This window comes from Pseudomonas sp. MPR-R2A5 (assembly GCF_058793055.1).
Map to the genome: position 1 here is coordinate 35,978 of NZ_JBXAFK010000040.1, position 17,338 is coordinate 53,315.

Annotated in this window: 11 protein-coding genes and 1 pseudogene; 8 read left to right on the forward strand and 4 right to left on the reverse strand. The window is 57.0% G+C overall.

Going from position 1 to position 17,338, the window contains the following annotated elements:
• Window positions 1-229 precede the first annotated feature (229 nt).
• Window positions 230-1,816, reverse strand: a complete 1,587-nt coding sequence (glgA, locus tag AC1Q6I_RS24890; protein WP_258538750.1) for a glycogen synthase GlgA — start codon at window positions 1,814-1,816, stop codon at window positions 230-232.
• A 229-nt stretch (window positions 1,817-2,045) separates the two neighbouring features.
• Window positions 2,046-2,387, reverse strand: a complete 342-nt coding sequence (locus AC1Q6I_RS24895; RefSeq protein WP_102624259.1) for a c-type cytochrome — start codon at window positions 2,385-2,387, stop codon at window positions 2,046-2,048.
• A gap of 374 nt (window positions 2,388-2,761) precedes the next feature.
• Here AC1Q6I_RS24895 and AC1Q6I_RS24900 point away from each other — a divergent pair, with 374 nt between their 5' ends.
• The 8 genes and pseudogenes from AC1Q6I_RS24900 (at window position 2,762) to AC1Q6I_RS24935 (ending at window position 14,519) form a co-directional block, all read left to right on the forward strand.
• Window positions 2,762-3,304: an Hsp20/alpha crystallin family protein gene (locus AC1Q6I_RS24900; protein ID WP_102624260.1), complete on the forward strand. Its 543-nt coding sequence runs from the start codon at window positions 2,762-2,764 to the stop codon at window positions 3,302-3,304.
• A 273-nt stretch (window positions 3,305-3,577) separates the two neighbouring features.
• Window positions 3,578-6,094: an alpha-glucan family phosphorylase gene (glgP, locus tag AC1Q6I_RS24905; RefSeq protein ID WP_102624261.1), complete on the forward strand. Its 2,517-nt coding sequence runs from the start codon at window positions 3,578-3,580 to the stop codon at window positions 6,092-6,094.
• Window positions 6,095-6,476: 382 nt separating this feature from the next.
• Window positions 6,477-7,553 (forward strand): HlyD family secretion protein, encoded by a 1,077-nt coding sequence (locus AC1Q6I_RS24910; protein WP_102624262.1) that lies wholly within the window; start codon window positions 6,477-6,479, stop codon window positions 7,551-7,553.
• The gene (gene rbbA, locus AC1Q6I_RS24915) at window positions 7,550-10,297 is read left to right on the forward strand and encodes a ribosome-associated ATPase/putative transporter RbbA (protein ID WP_102624263.1); all 2,748 of its coding nucleotides are present in this window, start codon (window positions 7,550-7,552) and stop codon (window positions 10,295-10,297) included. Before AC1Q6I_RS24910 ends, rbbA begins: the two co-directional genes overlap by 4 nt.
• 1 nt (window position 10,298) lies before the next feature.
• Entirely contained in the window at window positions 10,299-11,414 is a 1,116-nt protein-coding gene (locus tag AC1Q6I_RS24920; protein ID WP_102624264.1) for an ABC transporter permease, read from the forward strand.
• 155 nt (window positions 11,415-11,569) lie between these two features.
• Window positions 11,570-11,905: an IS66 family insertion sequence element accessory protein TnpB gene (gene tnpB / locus AC1Q6I_RS24925; protein WP_146015759.1), complete on the forward strand. Its 336-nt coding sequence runs from the start codon at window positions 11,570-11,572 to the stop codon at window positions 11,903-11,905.
• A gap of 81 nt (window positions 11,906-11,986) precedes the next feature.
• A pseudogene (gene tnpC, locus AC1Q6I_RS24930) lies at window positions 11,987-13,314 on the forward strand (IS66 family transposase); the annotation flags it as partial.
• A gap of 578 nt (window positions 13,315-13,892) precedes the next feature.
• Window positions 13,893-14,519 (forward strand): reverse transcriptase N-terminal domain-containing protein, encoded by a 627-nt coding sequence (locus AC1Q6I_RS24935; RefSeq protein WP_256581245.1) that lies wholly within the window; start codon window positions 13,893-13,895, stop codon window positions 14,517-14,519.
• Here the strand turns inward: AC1Q6I_RS24935 and AC1Q6I_RS24940 are convergent.
• The gene (locus AC1Q6I_RS24940; protein WP_102624265.1) at window positions 14,408-15,139 is read right to left on the reverse strand and encodes a TIGR03747 family integrating conjugative element membrane protein; all 732 of its coding nucleotides are present in this window, start codon (window positions 15,137-15,139) and stop codon (window positions 14,408-14,410) included. The genes AC1Q6I_RS24935 and AC1Q6I_RS24940 overlap by 112 nt on opposite strands.
• 35 nt (window positions 15,140-15,174) lie before the next feature.
• Window positions 15,175-17,334, reverse strand: coding sequence for a type IV conjugative transfer system coupling protein TraD (gene traD, locus AC1Q6I_RS24945; RefSeq protein ID WP_102624266.1), 2,160 nt, complete (start codon window positions 17,332-17,334; stop codon window positions 15,175-15,177).
• Window positions 17,335-17,338 lie beyond the last annotated feature (4 nt).

Consider the following 17,338-nt stretch of genomic DNA (forward strand, 5'->3'; position numbering starts at 1 on the left):
TGAACCGGCCCCGGTTGTCCTGCTGACGACCTTCAGCGGAGGAGGCGTAGCTACCTTGTGGCGCATGATGGTCGAGTTTGCGCCGCCATGTGTAGCTTAGTTGTAAGCAGCGCTGATTAGAGCTTTAGGGCGTTACGTAAGGCTAAGGAATGCATCATCGCCATTAGGTAGGAACATGGTTGCATTGTACGAATGTATGCGTGATCTCTCTGTGCGTCGCCCTCATTGTTCAATAACGGAGCGACAAATCCGTGCCAAGCCTCAACAATTCCAGATAGAGCTCTGCATAGGGTTTTATGGCTTGATGCCAATTGAACGGTGCGACCATGGCTCGGCAACGCATGGCATTGAGCAGCTCGGGATTGGCGAAGACCTTGATCGCCCGCGTCAGCGCTTCGGCGTAGCTTTCCACGGTCGACTCCTCGAACAGAAAACCGGTCACGCCATCCTCAATGGTGTCAGCCAGCCCCCCTGTTTTTCGGGCCACCGGCAAGGAGCCGAAACGTTGGGCGTACATCTGGCTCAAGCCACAAGGCTCATAACGCGAAGGCATCAGCAGGAAATCGCTGGCGGCAAACATGCGCCGGGCATCCGTCTCGTTGAACCCGATGCGCACACCGATCTGGCCAGGGAAACGCAGGGCCAGCTCGCGCATGGCGTCCTCTTCCTCCGGTTCGCCGCGACCAATGATCGCAATTTGCCCGCTTTGATTGACGATATGCTCGGCAACACCGATGGTCAGGTCCAGGCCTTTCTGGAAGACCAGGCGCGATACCACGGCGAACAAAGGGCCCGTGGAAGGCTCAAGTTCAAACAGCTCGCGCACATGGTCGGCATTGATTTCCTTGCGCTGCCATTCGTTCGGAGCAAACCGGCAAATCAAGTGCTCATCGGTTTCCGAATCCCAGCTGGCGTCGATGCCATTGGGAATCCCGCTGAGCAGCCCTTGGCTGGCCTTGCTTTGCAGAAAGCCTTCCAGGCCACAGCCAAAGGCCGGCGTGGTGATTTCCTTGGCGTAGGTCGCGCTCACGGTGGTGATGTGGCTGGCATACGCTATGCCTGCCTTGATGAATGAGAGCTTGCCGTAAAACTCTATGCCGTCGGCGCCCAGCGCCTGGTCAGGAATCCCCAGTTCGCGGCTGGAGCCGGTGCTGACCGTGCCTTGATACGCCAGGTTGTGGATGGTGAAGATGCTCGGTGTGGTCTGACCCCGCCAACGCATATACGCCGGGGCCAATCCGGCAGGCCAATCGTGGGCGTGTACCAGTTCCGGGCACCACTGGGTTTTTACCGCCCCGGCGGCGAAGTCGGCGGCGGCCAGGCCGAGGCGGGCGAAGCGGATATGGTTATCAGGCCAGTCACGGCCGTTGTTATCACCGTAAGGTGTGCCTTCACGTTCGTACAGATCAGGGCAGATCAGCACGTAAATGACCAGACCGTCTTTCATGTCCATCCGCCCGATCTTGCACGGTGGCAGGGCTGCATGACCGCCCAGCTCGCTGATGACATGGATCGGGTTACCGCTATTGAGTACTTGCGGGTAGCCGGGAATCAGCACGCGTACATCGTGCAGGTGGCGCATGGCTCGCGGCAGTGCGGCAGACACATCGCCCAAACCTCCGGTTTTCACCAGATCAGCCAACTCTGAGGTCACGAACAGAATTTTTCTTCTGTTGGTCAGGATAATACTTGGCTGCTGTGAAGTCGGCAGTTGCAGCAGTGAAATACCCTTCGAAGGGAAGGCCTGCGGAGGGATCGGCTCGCTGGCCGGCGGGTTAAAACGCCCTCTCTTCTGGGGAGTGGCTGCAACGCCCATAATTTTTTCCTTTCAATATCATCAAGAAACCGAGGGAGCATGGATGCTCTTTTGTTAATGATGCGAACGCTTGATAGTAAACAGGACGTTCAACGGGTCTCTTTGTTCGAAAACCGTCACTGTGTATTTTTCAATCAAGCAGCATAAAAGAGCGTGCATTGGTTATTAGGTGATCGCAGAAAAACATTGATATCTATAGATAATTAACAAATAGCCTCATCCGCAAGCCTCAGCGAATGCTCAATACATAATCGATCAACTGCTCAGCTTCTTCCTGACTAACGGGAGTGCGCGCATTGGCGGAGGGCATTTTTATGGATCCCCAATGGTAGGGAACAGAGGCGGTGTCTGTGCCGGTTTGGACGACACGAACAAGCATGGGCCTGGCATTTTTAAGCCCATGGAAACGGCGGGAAATATCGCGAAAAGATGGCCCTATCGTTTCAGTCTTCACGCTGTGACAGGCAGTGCACCCCTTGGCGTCTGCCAACGCCGCCCCTTCCGTAGCGTATGCGGTACCGACCTGGGCAAAAATGATAATTGACGCTATGCACAACGGCTTATTTATCATTATTAGTTCCTCTATTGTGCGCACTCGCGCTTTGCACTACCCCTGCCTACCGCTGCTATGAAAGGAGTACCCGATTGCAGGCAGACTTGCATGGGCCTGTTCTGCGAGTGTTGATCTGGATCAATGAGCGCCCTTTGAATACTGATACCCGTAAATCGGGGCGTGTACGTGCGCCGTCTGTGGTATCGGGCCAGGGTCGCGGCGCCGCATGGAGGCCATCCAAATCGTCCATAAACGCCATCTTTGACTTCGATCAAGCGCCGTTCGCGAGCAGGGGCAACAGTATTGATGTGACGCGGCATGGGTACTGTCACGCAACGTCAAAAGATACCTTTGTTTATCAACGTAATAACAGTCTAAAGAGGAGTTCTGTCATGGCTCATTCCCTTAAAAAAATGCCTTCCCAGGTCAATGAACAGAACCGGGATGTAGCGATCAATACGGACGCATGGCATCCGTTTGAACAGCTTCGTCGTCAATTCGACCATCTGTTCCAGGACTTCAATAATCTGCCTTCGTTGTTGTCCTCGAAGCGTGGTGGATTTGACCTTGAGCCTCTTTTCTCGGGTGATTTTGTCGGACTGCAATCGCCAGCTGTCGACATTGTTGAAAACGAAAAAAGCTTTGAAATCACGGCCGAAGTACTTGGCGTGGACGAAAAAAATCTGACGGTGAAAGTCGTCAGTGGCGATTTGCAGATCAAAGGCGAAAAAAGAGAGAACAAGGAAGACAAGTCCGGGAACTATCACCTGACCGAGCGCCGCTATGGGTATTTTGAACGGACCTTCAGCCTGCCCAAAGGGGTGGACGCGGATAAAATCCAGACGCGCTTCAGCAAGGGTGTATTGACCGTCAATCTGCCGAAGAAACCTGAAGCGATGAAGCCTGAGAAAAACATCAATATTGAGCTGGGCTGACGTTTCCGGCGCTGGTCCATGATCCGGCTGGCGGGCGATGCCTGTGCTTTTACGGCATTAAGTTTCGTTCCGCCAGTGATCCTCGACGTTAACAGGGCTCCGCCCATTGAGGTGTGCAATGGCACTGCGTCAACGGTTACTGATGATTGCGCCTTGCAAAATGACTCACAGTCCGGCGTTTGAAAGAGCTGCTGCCTTGGTCGGGGCAATGGATGCATCACTCTAAATCGTCGCTTTTGCCTATTTCGATACGATTTACTCAAGGGTCTACCCATGCCGTCTCATAGTAATCCTCCTGATTCAAACCTCGAAATCTTGCGCCAACTGGCGTTTGACCAATCCATTCGCTGGTCGAGCTTGAATGACGATATCTGGCGTAGTTTGGACAACGAGTTATGGGAACTGACCCACAACCCGTGTCTGGTGCTCAATGCCATTTCTGAACAGAAGCTCAACGTTCTGTTGGCCGATAGTCATTTTCATGCGCGGGTCACCAGCGTTGTCAAGATCCACCGCAGTATCCTTGCTCAGCCCACGTGGTTTGAACGCGAACACGCGGACACGGATTTGCATCAAGTGGCTTACTTCTCCATGGAGTACATGCTCAGCGAGGCGCTGCCGATTTATTCGGGCGGCCTGGGCAATGTCGCGGGTGACCAGTTGAAAGCAGCCAGCGATCTGGGTGTTCCGGTGGTGGCTGTCGGCATGCTCTGGCAGCATGGGTATTTCCGCCAGGAAATCGGTATTCAGGGTGACCAGCAAGCCTTGTACCCGGTCAATGACACGCGCCAATTGCCGGTGGCGCCCTTGTTGCGCCCGGATGGCAGCTTGTTACGTCTGTCTGTGCAATTGCCAGGTCTGACGGTCTGGGTACGGGGTTGGCAGGCAACGGTGGGACACAATAAATTGTTGTTGCTCGACTGTAACGACCCCGCCAATCCATCTCCGATGCGGTTGATCACGGCTGAGCTGTATGGTGGCGATGCGGAGATGCGTCTGCGCCAGGAGATGGTGTTGGGTATTGGTGGATGGCGTTTACTAGAGGCGGCGGGTTACACGCCGGATGTCTGTCATCTCAACGATGGGCACGCCGCTTTCGCGGTGCTTGAACGGGCCCGCAGCTACATGCAAGCGAACAAGGTCGGTTTCGATGTCGCGATGACCGCCACCCGGGCCGGTAATGTATTCACCACCCATACACCGGTCGAGGCCGGTTTCGACCGTTTTCCCCCGGAGTTGATTGGCAAATACCTGGGGCGTTATGTCGAAACTGAACTGGGCCAGCCTTTGTCGGCCATTCTGGCGCTGGGACGGCAGAATGCTGACGATGCGCAAGAACCGTTCAATATGGCGTTTTTGGCCGCGCGTTGTGCGGGGGCGGTCAATGCAGTAAGCCGCCTGCATGGGGCAACCAGCCGCCATATTTTTCAGAATCTATTTCCGCGCTGGCCCAGCGACGCCGTGCCGATCGGGCATGTGACCAATGGCGTCCACTTGCCGACGTGGGTGTCACTGGAAGCCGAGGCGCACTGGCAAGTCTTGCACGGCGGTGATTTGCCTTGGCGCGGCACTAGTGAATCGCAGGTCAGCGAGCTGTTGGGGCAGGTCGATGATGCGTACCTCTGGCGTTTTCGCGAGCAGGCCAGGACGCTGCTGTTCGAATTTGTCCGCACGAATCTGGCGCGCAGCGAAGCCATCCATGGCGCCTCGCTGGAGGCCATCGAATCGGCGGGCGCCTTGTTCGATCCACGGGTATTGACGCTGGGCTTTGCCAGACGTTTCGCCACGTATAAACGGCCCAATCTGCTGCTGCAAGACCCCGACCGCCTGCTGCGTATTCTCAACCATCCAACCCGGCCGGTGCAGTTGCTTATCGCCGGCAAGGCGCATCCGGCCGACATCGTCGGGCAGCAGATGATTCGTGACTGGCATGCGTTTATTCGCCGTCCGGAGGTCAACGGGCGTGTGGCGTTCCTCGAAGACTACGATATGCGTGTGGCGCGCCATCTGGTGCAGGGGGTCGACGTTTGGGTCAATACCCCGCGCCGTCCATGGGAGGCCAGCGGCACCAGTGGGATGAAAGTTTTGGCCAACGGCGGGTTGAACCTGTCCCAGCTCGATGGCTGGTGGGCCGAAGCGTGTGCGGAGGAGGTGGGCTGGGGGATCGGCGATGGCGCCGAGCATGCTGACGATTACGACAGTGTCGACGCTACTCAGCTCTATACGTTGCTTGAGGATCAGGTGGTGCCCGCGTTTTATGAGCGTGATGCAGAGGGCATTCCCAAGCAATGGATCAAGCGCATGCGTTGCAGCATGGGAACGCTGGTGGCACAGTTTTCTGCCGATCGGGCCGTACGCGACTATGCCCAGGATTATTATTTACCCGCCGCGAGGAGTTACCGGGCGCGTATGGCCCATGAGAGCAAACTGGCTGCCCAACTCACTCGCATGCGCGAGGAGTTGAATGCTCGCTGGGGCAATATTCGCTTTTTGCAATTGCAGCTGCAAAGGCAAGCGGGGCGTTACAGTGTCACGCTGTACTTAGATCTTGCAGGCCTGACTCCAGACCATCTGCGTGTGCAGCTATACGCCGAAGGCCCGAATGGCGGTGACGCTGAAGTTCAAGACATGGTGATCGATTCTGCGGTACTGCCTGATGGTGTTTTGATCTACCGTGCTGATATGCCCGACAATCGCCCGGCAGAGGCTTACACCGCGCGGGTGATCACCAACGTCTCTTCGGGCTTGATGGTTCCCTTGGAGAGCAACCTTATTGCTTGGCAAAAATAATGGTTCACGTGTACCAAAAAGAGGTAGGAAGCTGGATTTGAAGTAAATCAAGCTTCGGCCAAGAAGCTCTTTAAAGTTGCTCGTCTCCGGTTTCTCTATCGATCATTTCTAAGCGCCAAGTCAACAGAGCTTAGCCCTACGTCAAATGTCCTCACGACAACGACAACGACAACGACAACGACAACGTCTACTCTGGTTGCGGGGAGGGTAGAGACTTTGATTACTTAGGCTTTCCATGATCTGAGCCCAATGCAGAGCTGGCGAAGCAGTGGTATGTTTCCTCACTATACAATAGCTACACGCAGATCCATTCTGCGCATTTTTGCTGAATTCAGCTATAACCCCGTAACCAGTTGGCGTACTCACAAGTAAGGGTTAATTGATGAAGCTGGAACTCAACAAACGACTGATCAAGTATGCGATTGGGGGTGTCGTTGTCGTCGGCGTGGGCCTATTGGTCTGGATGCTGCTGCGCCCGACGGGCTTGGGGGAGGGGTTTGCCAGTGGCAATGGCCGCATCGAGGCCACCGAAATCGATGCGGCGGCCAAGTTGGCCGGTCGAATTCTGACCATCAGCGTCGATGAAGGCGATTTCGTTCAACCGGGGCAGGTCATTGCGATGATGGACACGCAAGTGCTGCAAGCCGAGATCAAGCAGGCCGAGGCGCAAGTGCGCCAAGCTGAAAACGCGGTGCTGACTGCCCAGGCGATAGTGGAGCAACGCAAGAGCGAAAAACAGGCCGCCGAGGCTGGCGTCAATCAGCGGGTCGCCGAACTGACGGCGGCCCAGAAGCATTACGGGCGAACCGACGAACTGGTCAAGTTCAACGCCGTCGCGCGCCAACAACTGGATGACGATCTGGCTTCCCAGCAAAGCAAGGAAGCAGCCTTGGCCTCGGCTCGTGCGCAAGTGTGGTCAGCTCAGGCGGCCATCATTGCGGCCAAGTCCCTGGTCATCGAGGCCGAGTCCTCCGTGGAGGCGCTCAAGGCCGGGGTCGATAGCTTGCATGCCGATCTCGTTGACAGTGAGCTCAAGACTGACCGTCAGGCTCGCGTGCAATACCGCGTGGCCCAGCCAGGTGAAGTGTTGGCTGCCGGTGGCAAAGTGCTCAATCTGGTGGACCTCAACGACGTCTACATGACCTTCTTTCTGCCTACTGCACAGGCCGGGCGCGTGGCGATGGATGCCGATGTCCGGTTGATTCTGGATGCGGCGCCGCAGTATGTGATCCCGGCGAAAGTCAGTTATGTTGCTAGCGTTGCGCAATTCACCCCCAAGACAGTGGAAACCTCCAGCGAGCGGGAAAAGCTGATGTTTCGGGTCAAGGCGCGCATCGATCCAAAACTGCTGGAAAAACACCTCGATCAGATCAAGACCGGCTTACCCGGCGTGGCGTATCTGAAGCTTGATGCTAATGCCCAGTGGCCAGACACACTTCAGGTCAATGTGCCGCAATGACCGAAGCCAATCCGATGGTGGCGCAGCTCGATAAGGTGAGCTTGCACTACGGTAAAGTCTGCGCGCTGGATGATGTGACCCTGCACATCCCGGCCAACCGTATGATTGGCCTGATCGGTCCGGATGGCGTTGGCAAGTCCAGCTTGCTGGCCTTGATCTCGGGGGCCAGAAAGCTCCAGCAAGGTACGGTGCAGGTGTTGGACGGCGATATGGCCAGTGCCGAGCATCGACGTCAGGTTTGCCCGCGCATTGCCTACATGCCTCAGGGCTTGGGCAAGAACCTGTACCCCACCTTGACCGTCTTCGAAAATCTGGATTTTTTCGGTCGCCTGTTTGGCCAGGACGCCGCCGAACGCAAGCGGCGGATCGACGATCTGGTGCAAAGCACCGGGCTTAAAAGCTTTACCGATCGCCCGGCCGGCAAGCTCTCTGGCGGCATGAAGCAGAAGCTGGGGCTGTGCTGCGCGTTGATTCACGACCCGGATCTGTTGATTCTCGATGAGCCCACCACTGGCGTCGATCCCTTGGCCCGTAATCAGTTCTGGGAGCTGATTGCCCGCATTCGTGGCAATCGCCCCGGCATGAGCGTGTTGGTGTCCACCGCGTATATGGACGAAGCCCAGCGTTTCGACTGGCTGGTGGCCATGGACGCAGGGAAAATTCTGGACACTGGTACCCCTGACGACCTGCTGAAACAGACTCACAGCCAAAACCTGGAGGAAGCCTTTATTGCGTTGCTTCCGGAAGAAAAGCGCCGTGGCCACCATACGCTGGTGATACCGCCCCGGACCACGAGCGGTAGCGAAGCCGCAGTGGCCATCGAGGCTCACGGCCTGACGTGCCGCTTCGGCGATTTCGTGGCCGTCGATCATGTGGATTTTCGTATCGAGCGTGGTGAGATATTCGGCTTCCTCGGCTCCAATGGCTGTGGCAAGTCGACCACGATGAAAATGCTCACCGGCTTGCAACCGACCACCGAAGGGCAAGCGTTGCTGTTCGGTCAGCCGGTCGACCCGAAAGACATCGAAACCCGGCGCCGTGTGGGCTATATGTCCCAGGCGTTTTCGTTGTATGGCGAACTGACGGTGCGACAGAACCTTGAGCTGCACGCGCGGCTGTTTCACATCCCGGCCGACAAAAAAGGCCCGCGCATCGAGGAAATGCTCAAGCGTTTCGACCTAGATTCGGTCGTCGACAGCTTCCCCAATGACTTGCCGCTGGGTGTGCGTCAGCGTCTATCGCTGGCGGTCGCCGTCATCCATAACCCGGAAATACTGATCCTCGACGAGCCCACTTCCGGTGTCGATCCGGTGGCGCGCGACAATTTTTGGGAGTTTCTGATTCAGTTGTCGCGTGAGGAAGGGGTGACGATTTTCATCTCGACCCACTTCATGAACGAAGCGATGCGCTGCGACCGTATTTCCATGATGCATGCCGGTCGTGTGCTGGACAGTGACACGCCCCAGGCGCTGATGACCAAGCGCGGCCTGCCGACCCTTGAAGAGACGTTCATCGCTTATCTGCAGGACGTCGCTGATCCACAGGCGCCGGCACCCGCGCCCGTCGATACCCCGCAGGCAGCGGCCGACCCCCTTAGCGACAGCAAGGCGGCGTTCAAGTCCCGCTTCAGCCTGCAGCGCCTGCTCAGCTACAGCCAGCGTGAGTCCATGGAGCTGCGCCGCGATCCGTTTCGCGCGACGTTGGCCCTGTTGGGCACCGGGCTGTTGATGCTGATCATGGGTTACGGCATCAACCTGGACGTGGAGAACCTGAGATATGCCGTGCTCGATCGCGACCAGACCGGTGCCAGCCAGGAGTACGCGCTCAACCTCTCCGGTTCGCGTTACTTCTCCGAGAAAACCGCGCTGCGCGACTACACAGACCTCGATAAGCGGTTGCGTAGCGGCGAGATCAGCCTAGCGGTGGAAATCCCGCCCAATTTCGGTCGCGATCTTGCGCGCGGCAGCAGCCCCGAGATCGGTTTCTGGGTTGACGGTGCCATGCCGACCCGCGCGGAAACCATCAAGGGCTATGTGGCCGGCATCCATAACAGTTACTTGCAGCAGCACTTGCTGGAGACAGGCAAGGTCAGTAGCAGCCCGGTGAATATTGCCTTGCGCTATCGCTATAACCCCGATGTCCAGAGCCTGCCGGCGATGGTGCCAGCGGTGATTCCGCTGTTGCTGATGTTGATCCCGGCCATGCTCACGGCCTTGGGCGTGGTCCGTGAAAAAGAATTGGGGTCGATCACTAACCTCTACGTGACGCCCGTGACCCGCCTGGAGTTTCTGCTGGGCAAGCAATTGCCTTATATCGCCTTGGGGATGATCAACTTTTTCATGCTGGTGCTGCTGGCCGTGCTGGTGTTCGGCGTTCAGGTCAAGGGCAGTATGTTGACCCTGACCGTTGGCGCGTTGCTGTATTCGATCTGCTCGACGGGCCTGGGTTTATTGATGTCCTCGATTATTTCGAGCCAGATGGCGGCCATCTTTGGCACCGCTATCGTGACCCTGTTACCGGCGATCCAGTTCTCCGGGCTGATCAATTCGGTTTCGTCGCTGGAAGGGGTGGGCGCCTTTATCGGCAATATTTATCCCACCACGCACTTCCTTACAATCAGTCGCGGTGTGTTCTCCAAGGGGCTGGGGCTGGCCGACTTGTACACCTACTTCATTCCCTTGCTGGTCGCTATTCCGGTGTTGACTCTGCTCAGTGTCGCGGGCCTCAAGAAGCAGGAGAAATGAGATGCTGAGTCTTTCTAATATCCTGCAATTGGGCATCAAGGAACTGCGCAGCCTGTATCACGATCCTGCGTTATTACTGCTGATTGCTTTTTCGTTTATTGTCGGGGTGTATTCGAGTGCCACCGGCGTTCCCGAAATCCCGCATCGCGCCAGCATCGGTGTGATCGACGAGGACCAGTCGCAAGCGTCCAACCGCATCGTCAACGCCTTCCAGATGCCTTATTTTCTCAAGCCGGTGCCGATCGATTTCACGCAAATGGACCGTGGCATGGACGCGGGCATTTACACCTTCACGCTAGATATCCCGTCCCGGTTCCAACAGGATCTGCTCGCGGGGCGCCAACCCACGGTGCAGGTCAACGTCGATGCGACCCAGGTCAGTCAGGCGTTCACGGGCGCCGGGTATATCCAGCAGATTATCGGCGCCGAGGTCGGCGAGTTTCTCAAGCGCTATCGCAGCGTCGAGGTCGATGAAGTCACGTCCATCGTGCACATGGAGTTCAATCCCAATCTGGTAACGAGCTGGTTCGGCGCGATCAATGAAGTGATCAACAATATCACTATGCTGTCGATCATCCTCACCGGCGCTGCACTGATCCGCGAGCGTGAGCATGGCACCATCGAACATTTGTTGGTCATGCCCATCAGGCCGTTCGAAATCATGGTGTCCAAGGTCTGGTCGATGGGGTTGGTGGTGTTGGTGGCTGCTGGCTTGTCGATGTTTTTTGTGGTCGAGAAATGGTTGCAGGTTCCGATCCATGGCTCGTTTGCGCTGTTCCTGGGAGGGGCGGCCTTACACCTTTTCGCCACCACCTCTATCGGAATTTTCTACGGCACGCTGGCGCGCTCGATGCCTCAACTGGGGCTGTTGATCATTCTTACGCTGATCCCCCTGCAAATCCTCTCCGGCGGCGTGACCCCGCGCGAAAGCATGCCTGTGGCGGTACAGAACATCATGCTGGCGGCCCCCACCACCCACTTCGTCGAACTGAGCCAGGCCATCCTGTTTCGGGGTGCCTCGTTTTCCGTCATCTGGCCGCAACTGCTGGCTCTGACAGTGATCGGTAGTATTTTCTTTGTGGTTGCCTTGTCGCGGCTGCGCAAATCATTGAACTAGCCATAGACTTTTCCCTCGATCCACTTGGTTAGCTCATCATGGCCTTGCATCGAAACGATTTAGCCATCCGGCCAACACACCTTCCTGACACCGTCGCTTGAGGCGATGGTGTCCAGATCAGCTGCCTGCGCGACCTTTCTTCGAGACTTGTTGCGATGATCCGCATCGACTCTATCTGGCTCGCCACCGAGCCCATGGATATGCGCGCCGGCACTGAAACCGCGCTGGCGCGGGTGGTTGCGGTGTTCGGTGCGGCGCAGCCGCACTGTGCTTATCTGTTTGCCAACCGTCGCGCCAATCGTATGAAAGTGCTGGTGCACGACGGGTTGGGCATCTGGCTGGCGGCGCGCCGCCTGCATCAAGGCAAGTTCTTCTGGCCGGGTTCTCGACATGGCTCTCAGATGGAATTAGGTGCCGAACAACTGCATGCCCTGGTGCTGGGTTTGCCTTGGCAAAGAGTTGGGCCAAGCGGCGCAATTTCCATCATGTGATGTCCGGCACGACCAACCAGGCCGTGCAATTGTCCGATGAGCCTATCGTCGGTTTTGGCCTGTTCTGGCAAAATCGGCGGCATGACTTCGCTCCCCAATCTCGACCAACTAAACCCTGAACAACTGCGCGCTCTGGCGGCGCAGTTGATGCAACGTGTCGAGAGTCTCGATCAGAAAGTCGAGACAATGGGCAAGCAAATCCACCACCAAAAAAACGGTCAACGAGAAACTGGCCCACGAGATTGCACAGCTTAAGCGTTTCAAGTTTGCCAAACGCAGCGAGCAGTTAAATCCGCAGCAGGCCAGCTTGCTGGACGATCTGATCGATACCGATATCGCCGCCATCGAAGCCGAGCTTGAGGCGCTGCAACCTGCGCCGGTTTCGACCGAGACTCGGCAAAAAACCTAAACGCACCACGTTTCCGCCGCAGTTTCCGCGCACCCTGATCCACCACGAACCCGACAACAGCCACTGCCAATGCGGCTGCGCCCTCAAGTGTATCGGCGAGGATGTCAGTGAGAAACTCGACTACACGCCAGGCGTGTTCACCGTCGAGCGTCATATCCGTGGCAAGTGGGTCTGCGATGAGTGCGAAACCCTGATCCAGGCACCGGTTCCGGCGCAGGTCATCGACAAAGGTAACCCAACCGCTGGGCTGCTGGCCCACGTCATGATCGCGAAGTTCGCCGACCATCTGCCGCTTTATCGTCAGGAATCTATTTTTGGTCGAGCAGGCCTAGCCATCGCCCGATCAACGTTGGCGCAATGGGTCGGCAACTGTGGTGTGCAGTTGCAGCCGCTGGTCGATGCCCGGCGTGATGCAGTCCTTGAACATTGTGTGATCCACGCCGATGAAACGCCGGTACAAATGCTGACGCCGGGCGCTAAAAAGACTCACCGAGCCTATGTCTGGGCCTACGCCACCAGCCAGTTCTCGGACTTGGCGGCGGTGGTTTACGACTTCAGCCCCAGCCGCGCCGGAGAACACGCACGCAATTTCCTGCAAGGCTGGAAGGGCAAGCTAGTCTGCGATGATTTTGGCTACAAGGCCAGCTTTGCACTCGGCGTGACCGAGATCGGATGCATGGCGCATGCACGGCGCAAGTTCTTCGAACTACACGCCACCAACAAGAGCCAGCTAGCCGAACAGGCCTTGCGCTACATCCAACTGCTGTACGAAATAGAGCATGAAATCCGCGACCTGGAACCGGATTTACGCCGCCGAATACGGCAAGAAAAAGCCGTACCGGTGATGGACGCTCTGCATGCCTGGATGATCGCCCAGCGCCAGATCGTGCACGACGGCTCGGCGATCAGTAAAGCTCTGGATTACAGCCTCAAACGCTGGACGGCGTTGTCTCGCTATCTCGAAGATGGGGCCGTACCCATTGACAATAATTGGGCCGAGGTGAGACACGAAGTCGCTTACAGAAGTTGTTCCCCTTTGAGGGAACCACCCGTGTCACCGGGTGAATCTAGAAGGCTGAATCAAGAGCGCTTTCGACAATGTGACGAGGCGCCGCAAGGTGTGGGGTACTAATCGTGAGAGGCGTTCTCTTCTGGCAGCCATGGCCGGACAAGGGCTAGATAGTCGGTATGTTGAACACATGTGAACCTGCGCAAAGATCGTTAAATTGAACGAGCGGAAATGGCTTATACGCTCGAACCAAAAGGTAGCGAAGGTGGGAACAGCGTTTTTCTGCACGCGCGTTCGTGACCCACATGCCTCCCGGACGATAGCAGGCACCTAACCCGACGTACTTCAGTAAGCGGAACGTCGAAATCCCATATCGCTCCCCTCGGGGACAGCCATTTGCAAAAACGGTCCATGGCGGTGCGGGCGAAGGAACGAGGAAAAAGCGAACGCCATCCTGTAATGGGTTGGATAGAGGTTGAAACATCACTTCACGCGAAAGCGGGCAGACGTCCTCATGGTCTCTCTTCAACAAGAGAGTATGTAGAACCCTTTCAGCGAAGGGAGGGCAAATGAACGCAGCAGCATTGGCGTGTGCACCTTCCGGCACGTCGTGGGACGGCATCAATTGGGCCGACGCTCAACGTCGAGTAAGAGGGCTGCAAGCGCGTACTGTGAAGGCTGTACAAGACGGCAGGCATAATAAGGCGAAAGCCCTGAAATGGCTGCTGACTCACTCGTTTATGCGAACACAGTCCGGCCTTCTATGCCGCCGACAAGTCTTCCTTCGAGGGGATGAACCTAATGGCTGCCCCATTGGTGCAGTCATTAGGTTGTCGGAAGGCGATACGCAGGCATTTGATTGGGCTGGCTGCGCGATCAAAGTAGAGTTTTTACCAGCGGATGATTCGGACGAAACGGCTCGAAGAAGGGCACTGCTTGCTGGAAGGTTAGCGGTACAGGAACACTTGGAGCAGTACCTAGTTGCCCTGCCGAATGTGCAGGGCATTCTCTACGATCATAGGGCCGTGGAGGCGGCTGATTACATTTGCATCACGAAAAATGCTGACGAGCACGTGTGTCGTACTCAGATATATTTTTTGAACGTCGCCGCCGTGATTGCCATGGTCACCTCAAGCAACACGGAGCAAGGCAGAAATACCGTCATTGGATTGATCGAAAAGGGCAGGGACAGATAAATGACCCAAGGCACGACCAGCAGTGGTATCACTGCTCGTTTAGCCCGGTGATAGACAAAGCTACTTTCTCGACCCGCCCCGAATTTGCGCAGATCGCGGCGCATCAAGCCATCCACAAAACCAGTGAACATGGCCAACAGAAACAGGGGGGTGGCCAGGACCAGAATGGTCAGGCGCACCACGAAGGTGAAGGTGACATACACCGCCGCCAGAACGAAGTCTTCAATGCTCACGTAGAACTGATTGATCCAGCTCCAGAAACCGTTGTTCTGGCTCGGCCCCCGCGCCTGCTGAGCAAAATCCGCAAAGCCGGTCTTGACCAGCAACCACTGATAGAGGAAATCCTGCAACTGGACACTCGTTTGCCCTGGCTGCTGGATGAGAAGTGAGGATTTGAAGTGCTCGCTGAGCCACCCCAGTTCGCTGGTTAGCATGGCCTGACTGTGTCTCCAGCCCTGATCGCCCCAGAATAGGATCAGCCCGATGAACTCGATCAGGATTGAGCACAGTAACGAGGCGATCAGTAAGCCGATAATGCGTAAGATCAGGCCAACCGCCGAGACAATTAGCCCTGGGCGCTGGATCGGTTGCGGCGGGGGGCTGTTAACTGAAGTCGCCATCCTTTACTCCGATGCGGGATGAAGGGCTGACGTCGTCACGGCACCTCCTGAGTGGGAGCACTCGAGCCCCCCGCCTCGACAGAGCTAGGCATTCCTAATCGATCTGGATCAAAGTCGAGCGTTGGACCGCCGCCGCTTGCGCCCCACCATTGCCCGGCTTGCTCGTTGTAGGTGGCCCGCATTCGTTGGGTGAGTTCCTGCAGGTCCTTGGGCATGGCATCGTCGTTGGAGGTTTTGGGCAATGGCATGCGGACTTTCCACAGCTGACCACCGGCCTGGAAGGAGAACATTTGCCCTTTGGGCAAACTGACGATATGAGCTGGCTCGATCAGCGGCACGCTGGTGCTGCTAACACGGTCCTGCGAGGATGAAGTGAAGTCTGTATTGGCTTCAGGATCGGAGGTGTCAGTCGCACCCGACACCAGGGTTCTGGTTAGCACGTTGACCTTGGGCAACTGCTGGGTGAGCAGTTCAGCGGTGGCGGTTTCACGCACTCGGAGCATCTGCAGGGTGTTGAAATTGCCGATCACCTGGCCGGCCTTGGCACGATTACCAATGCGCGCTTCGATATCGCTGAGGGTTTGGGTGTAGGCGGTTACCTGGATACCGGCACCGCCGCCTTTATTGATCAACGGGATGAATTCATCTCCCATCAACTCGTTGAACTCGTCAGCGTGCAGGTTGATCGGCAGCTTGTCACTGCTGCTGCCCGATGGGGGCAGGCCATGGTCGATGCCATGTTTGTAGATATGGCCGGCGACCGAGACCAGATCGGCGAACATCGAGTTGCCCACAGCGGCGGCCACCTCGGCATCGGTCAGCGCATCCAGACCGACGTAGACGATGCCGCGCTTACGGATGATCTGCATCCAGTCGAAGATCGGCCGTGGGTCATTCAGGTCGGTGTAGTTGGGGGCCAGTAACTGGGCGGTCTTGCCAGTGGTGAGTTTCTCCAGCAGCGGCAACAGCGAGGCGACTATTTTGTCGAAGTAAGTACGGTCATACCGCACTGCTGAGCGCAGTCCGTCCATTACCGGATCAAATACCCGCTTCACCGCCAGGTACTGCTCGATGGCCACCACACGCTTTTCGCGCCCGATCATATGCCGGGGAATGTTCTTCTCGTTGAGTTTGCCTTCAAGCTGGACGATCACTTCCCACGCCTTCGGGTCGGTCTTGGCGAAAAACTGCTGGGCATATTCGATGAACAGTGCGTCGATGTTGACCACATGTCGCTGGATCTGCAGGTAGTCCGGACGTCGGCCCAGCTCGATCAGGGCGCGGGCGATGATGTTGACGAAACGCCAGGCGAACTCACGGAAGGCCGCAGAGTTACCTTCACCGCTGAGCTGCCCAGCAATGCGTGACGCCACTTCCGAAATGCGTCCGAAACGTCCCACGGCGTTGTAGCGAGCAGAGATCTCTGGCCAGCCCAGATGGAACACATAAAACTCCTTTTCTCGACCAGCGCGTTTGGCTTCGACATACATGCGCTTGAGTAAATCGGCATCGCCTTTCGGATCGAAGACGATGACGACCTCGTGTTCGATGCGATGAATGTCCTGGGTGATGTAAACCTCGGCGAGCCGGGTCTTCCCAACACGGGTAGTGCCCAGCACGAGGGTATGTCCGACCCGTTCGCCCAGCGGCAAACTGACTTCCGTTTCGTCGGGCTCGACCCCATGCAACAGCGGCGAGCCACCGACCGGGGGTAAAGGGCGCATCGGATTGAAGGCGCTGTTCCAAGCCGTGACACGGGCCAGTGTCGAGAACGGAAACGGTGCATGTTCCAGGCGACGTTCGAGTCCACGGGCCAGGCGGTAACGGGTCGGTTGGTCGACATAGTGAACGACAGCCGGATCCTGGGCCTCGACCAAGCGCTGGGTGTGCAGACGGGTCCAGCGAAAGCCGCGGCCCATGAACAGACGTTTGCGGCTGACCGGAATCTGCCGACTGGTCAGCTCGTAGCGGGGCAGCCGGCGGATATTGCGCCGATAACGCAGCACTTCCCAGGCTTGGCGCAGTCGGATCAGGCCGAACAGGGTATAGGCCAACGCCGCAACCAGACCGATCTCGGGCGACAGGGCCACAGCCCAGGGCGAGTACATGCACAGCACTGCGGCAGCGATGCAGATCGCTACGGTGTACAGCTCCACCGCTGGCCGGAGCTTGGATTCCATCGCATGCTCGGCCATGACC

Coding starts and splice junctions, on each gene's coding strand:
- glgA (WP_258538750.1), bottom strand. CDS start 1,816: ATGGGCGTTGCAGCCACTCCCCAGAAGAGAGGGCGTTTTAACCCGCCG.
- AC1Q6I_RS24895 (WP_102624259.1), bottom strand. CDS start 2,387: ATGATAAATAAGCCGTTGTGCATAGCGTCAATTATCATTTTTGCCCAG.
- AC1Q6I_RS24900 (WP_102624260.1), top strand. CDS start 2,762: ATGGCTCATTCCCTTAAAAAAATGCCTTCCCAGGTCAATGAACAGAAC.
- glgP (WP_102624261.1), top strand. CDS start 3,578: ATGCCGTCTCATAGTAATCCTCCTGATTCAAACCTCGAAATCTTGCGC.
- AC1Q6I_RS24910 (WP_102624262.1), top strand. CDS start 6,477: ATGAAGCTGGAACTCAACAAACGACTGATCAAGTATGCGATTGGGGGT.
- rbbA (WP_102624263.1), top strand. CDS start 7,550: ATGACCGAAGCCAATCCGATGGTGGCGCAGCTCGATAAGGTGAGCTTG.
- AC1Q6I_RS24920 (WP_102624264.1), top strand. CDS start 10,299: ATGCTGAGTCTTTCTAATATCCTGCAATTGGGCATCAAGGAACTGCGC.
- tnpB (WP_146015759.1), top strand. CDS start 11,570: ATGATCCGCATCGACTCTATCTGGCTCGCCACCGAGCCCATGGATATG.
- AC1Q6I_RS24935 (WP_256581245.1), top strand. CDS start 13,893: ATGAACGCAGCAGCATTGGCGTGTGCACCTTCCGGCACGTCGTGGGAC.
- AC1Q6I_RS24940 (WP_102624265.1), bottom strand. CDS start 15,139: ATGGCGACTTCAGTTAACAGCCCCCCGCCGCAACCGATCCAGCGCCCA.
- traD (WP_102624266.1), bottom strand. CDS start 17,334: ATGGCCGAGCATGCGATGGAATCCAAGCTCCGGCCAGCGGTGGAGCTG.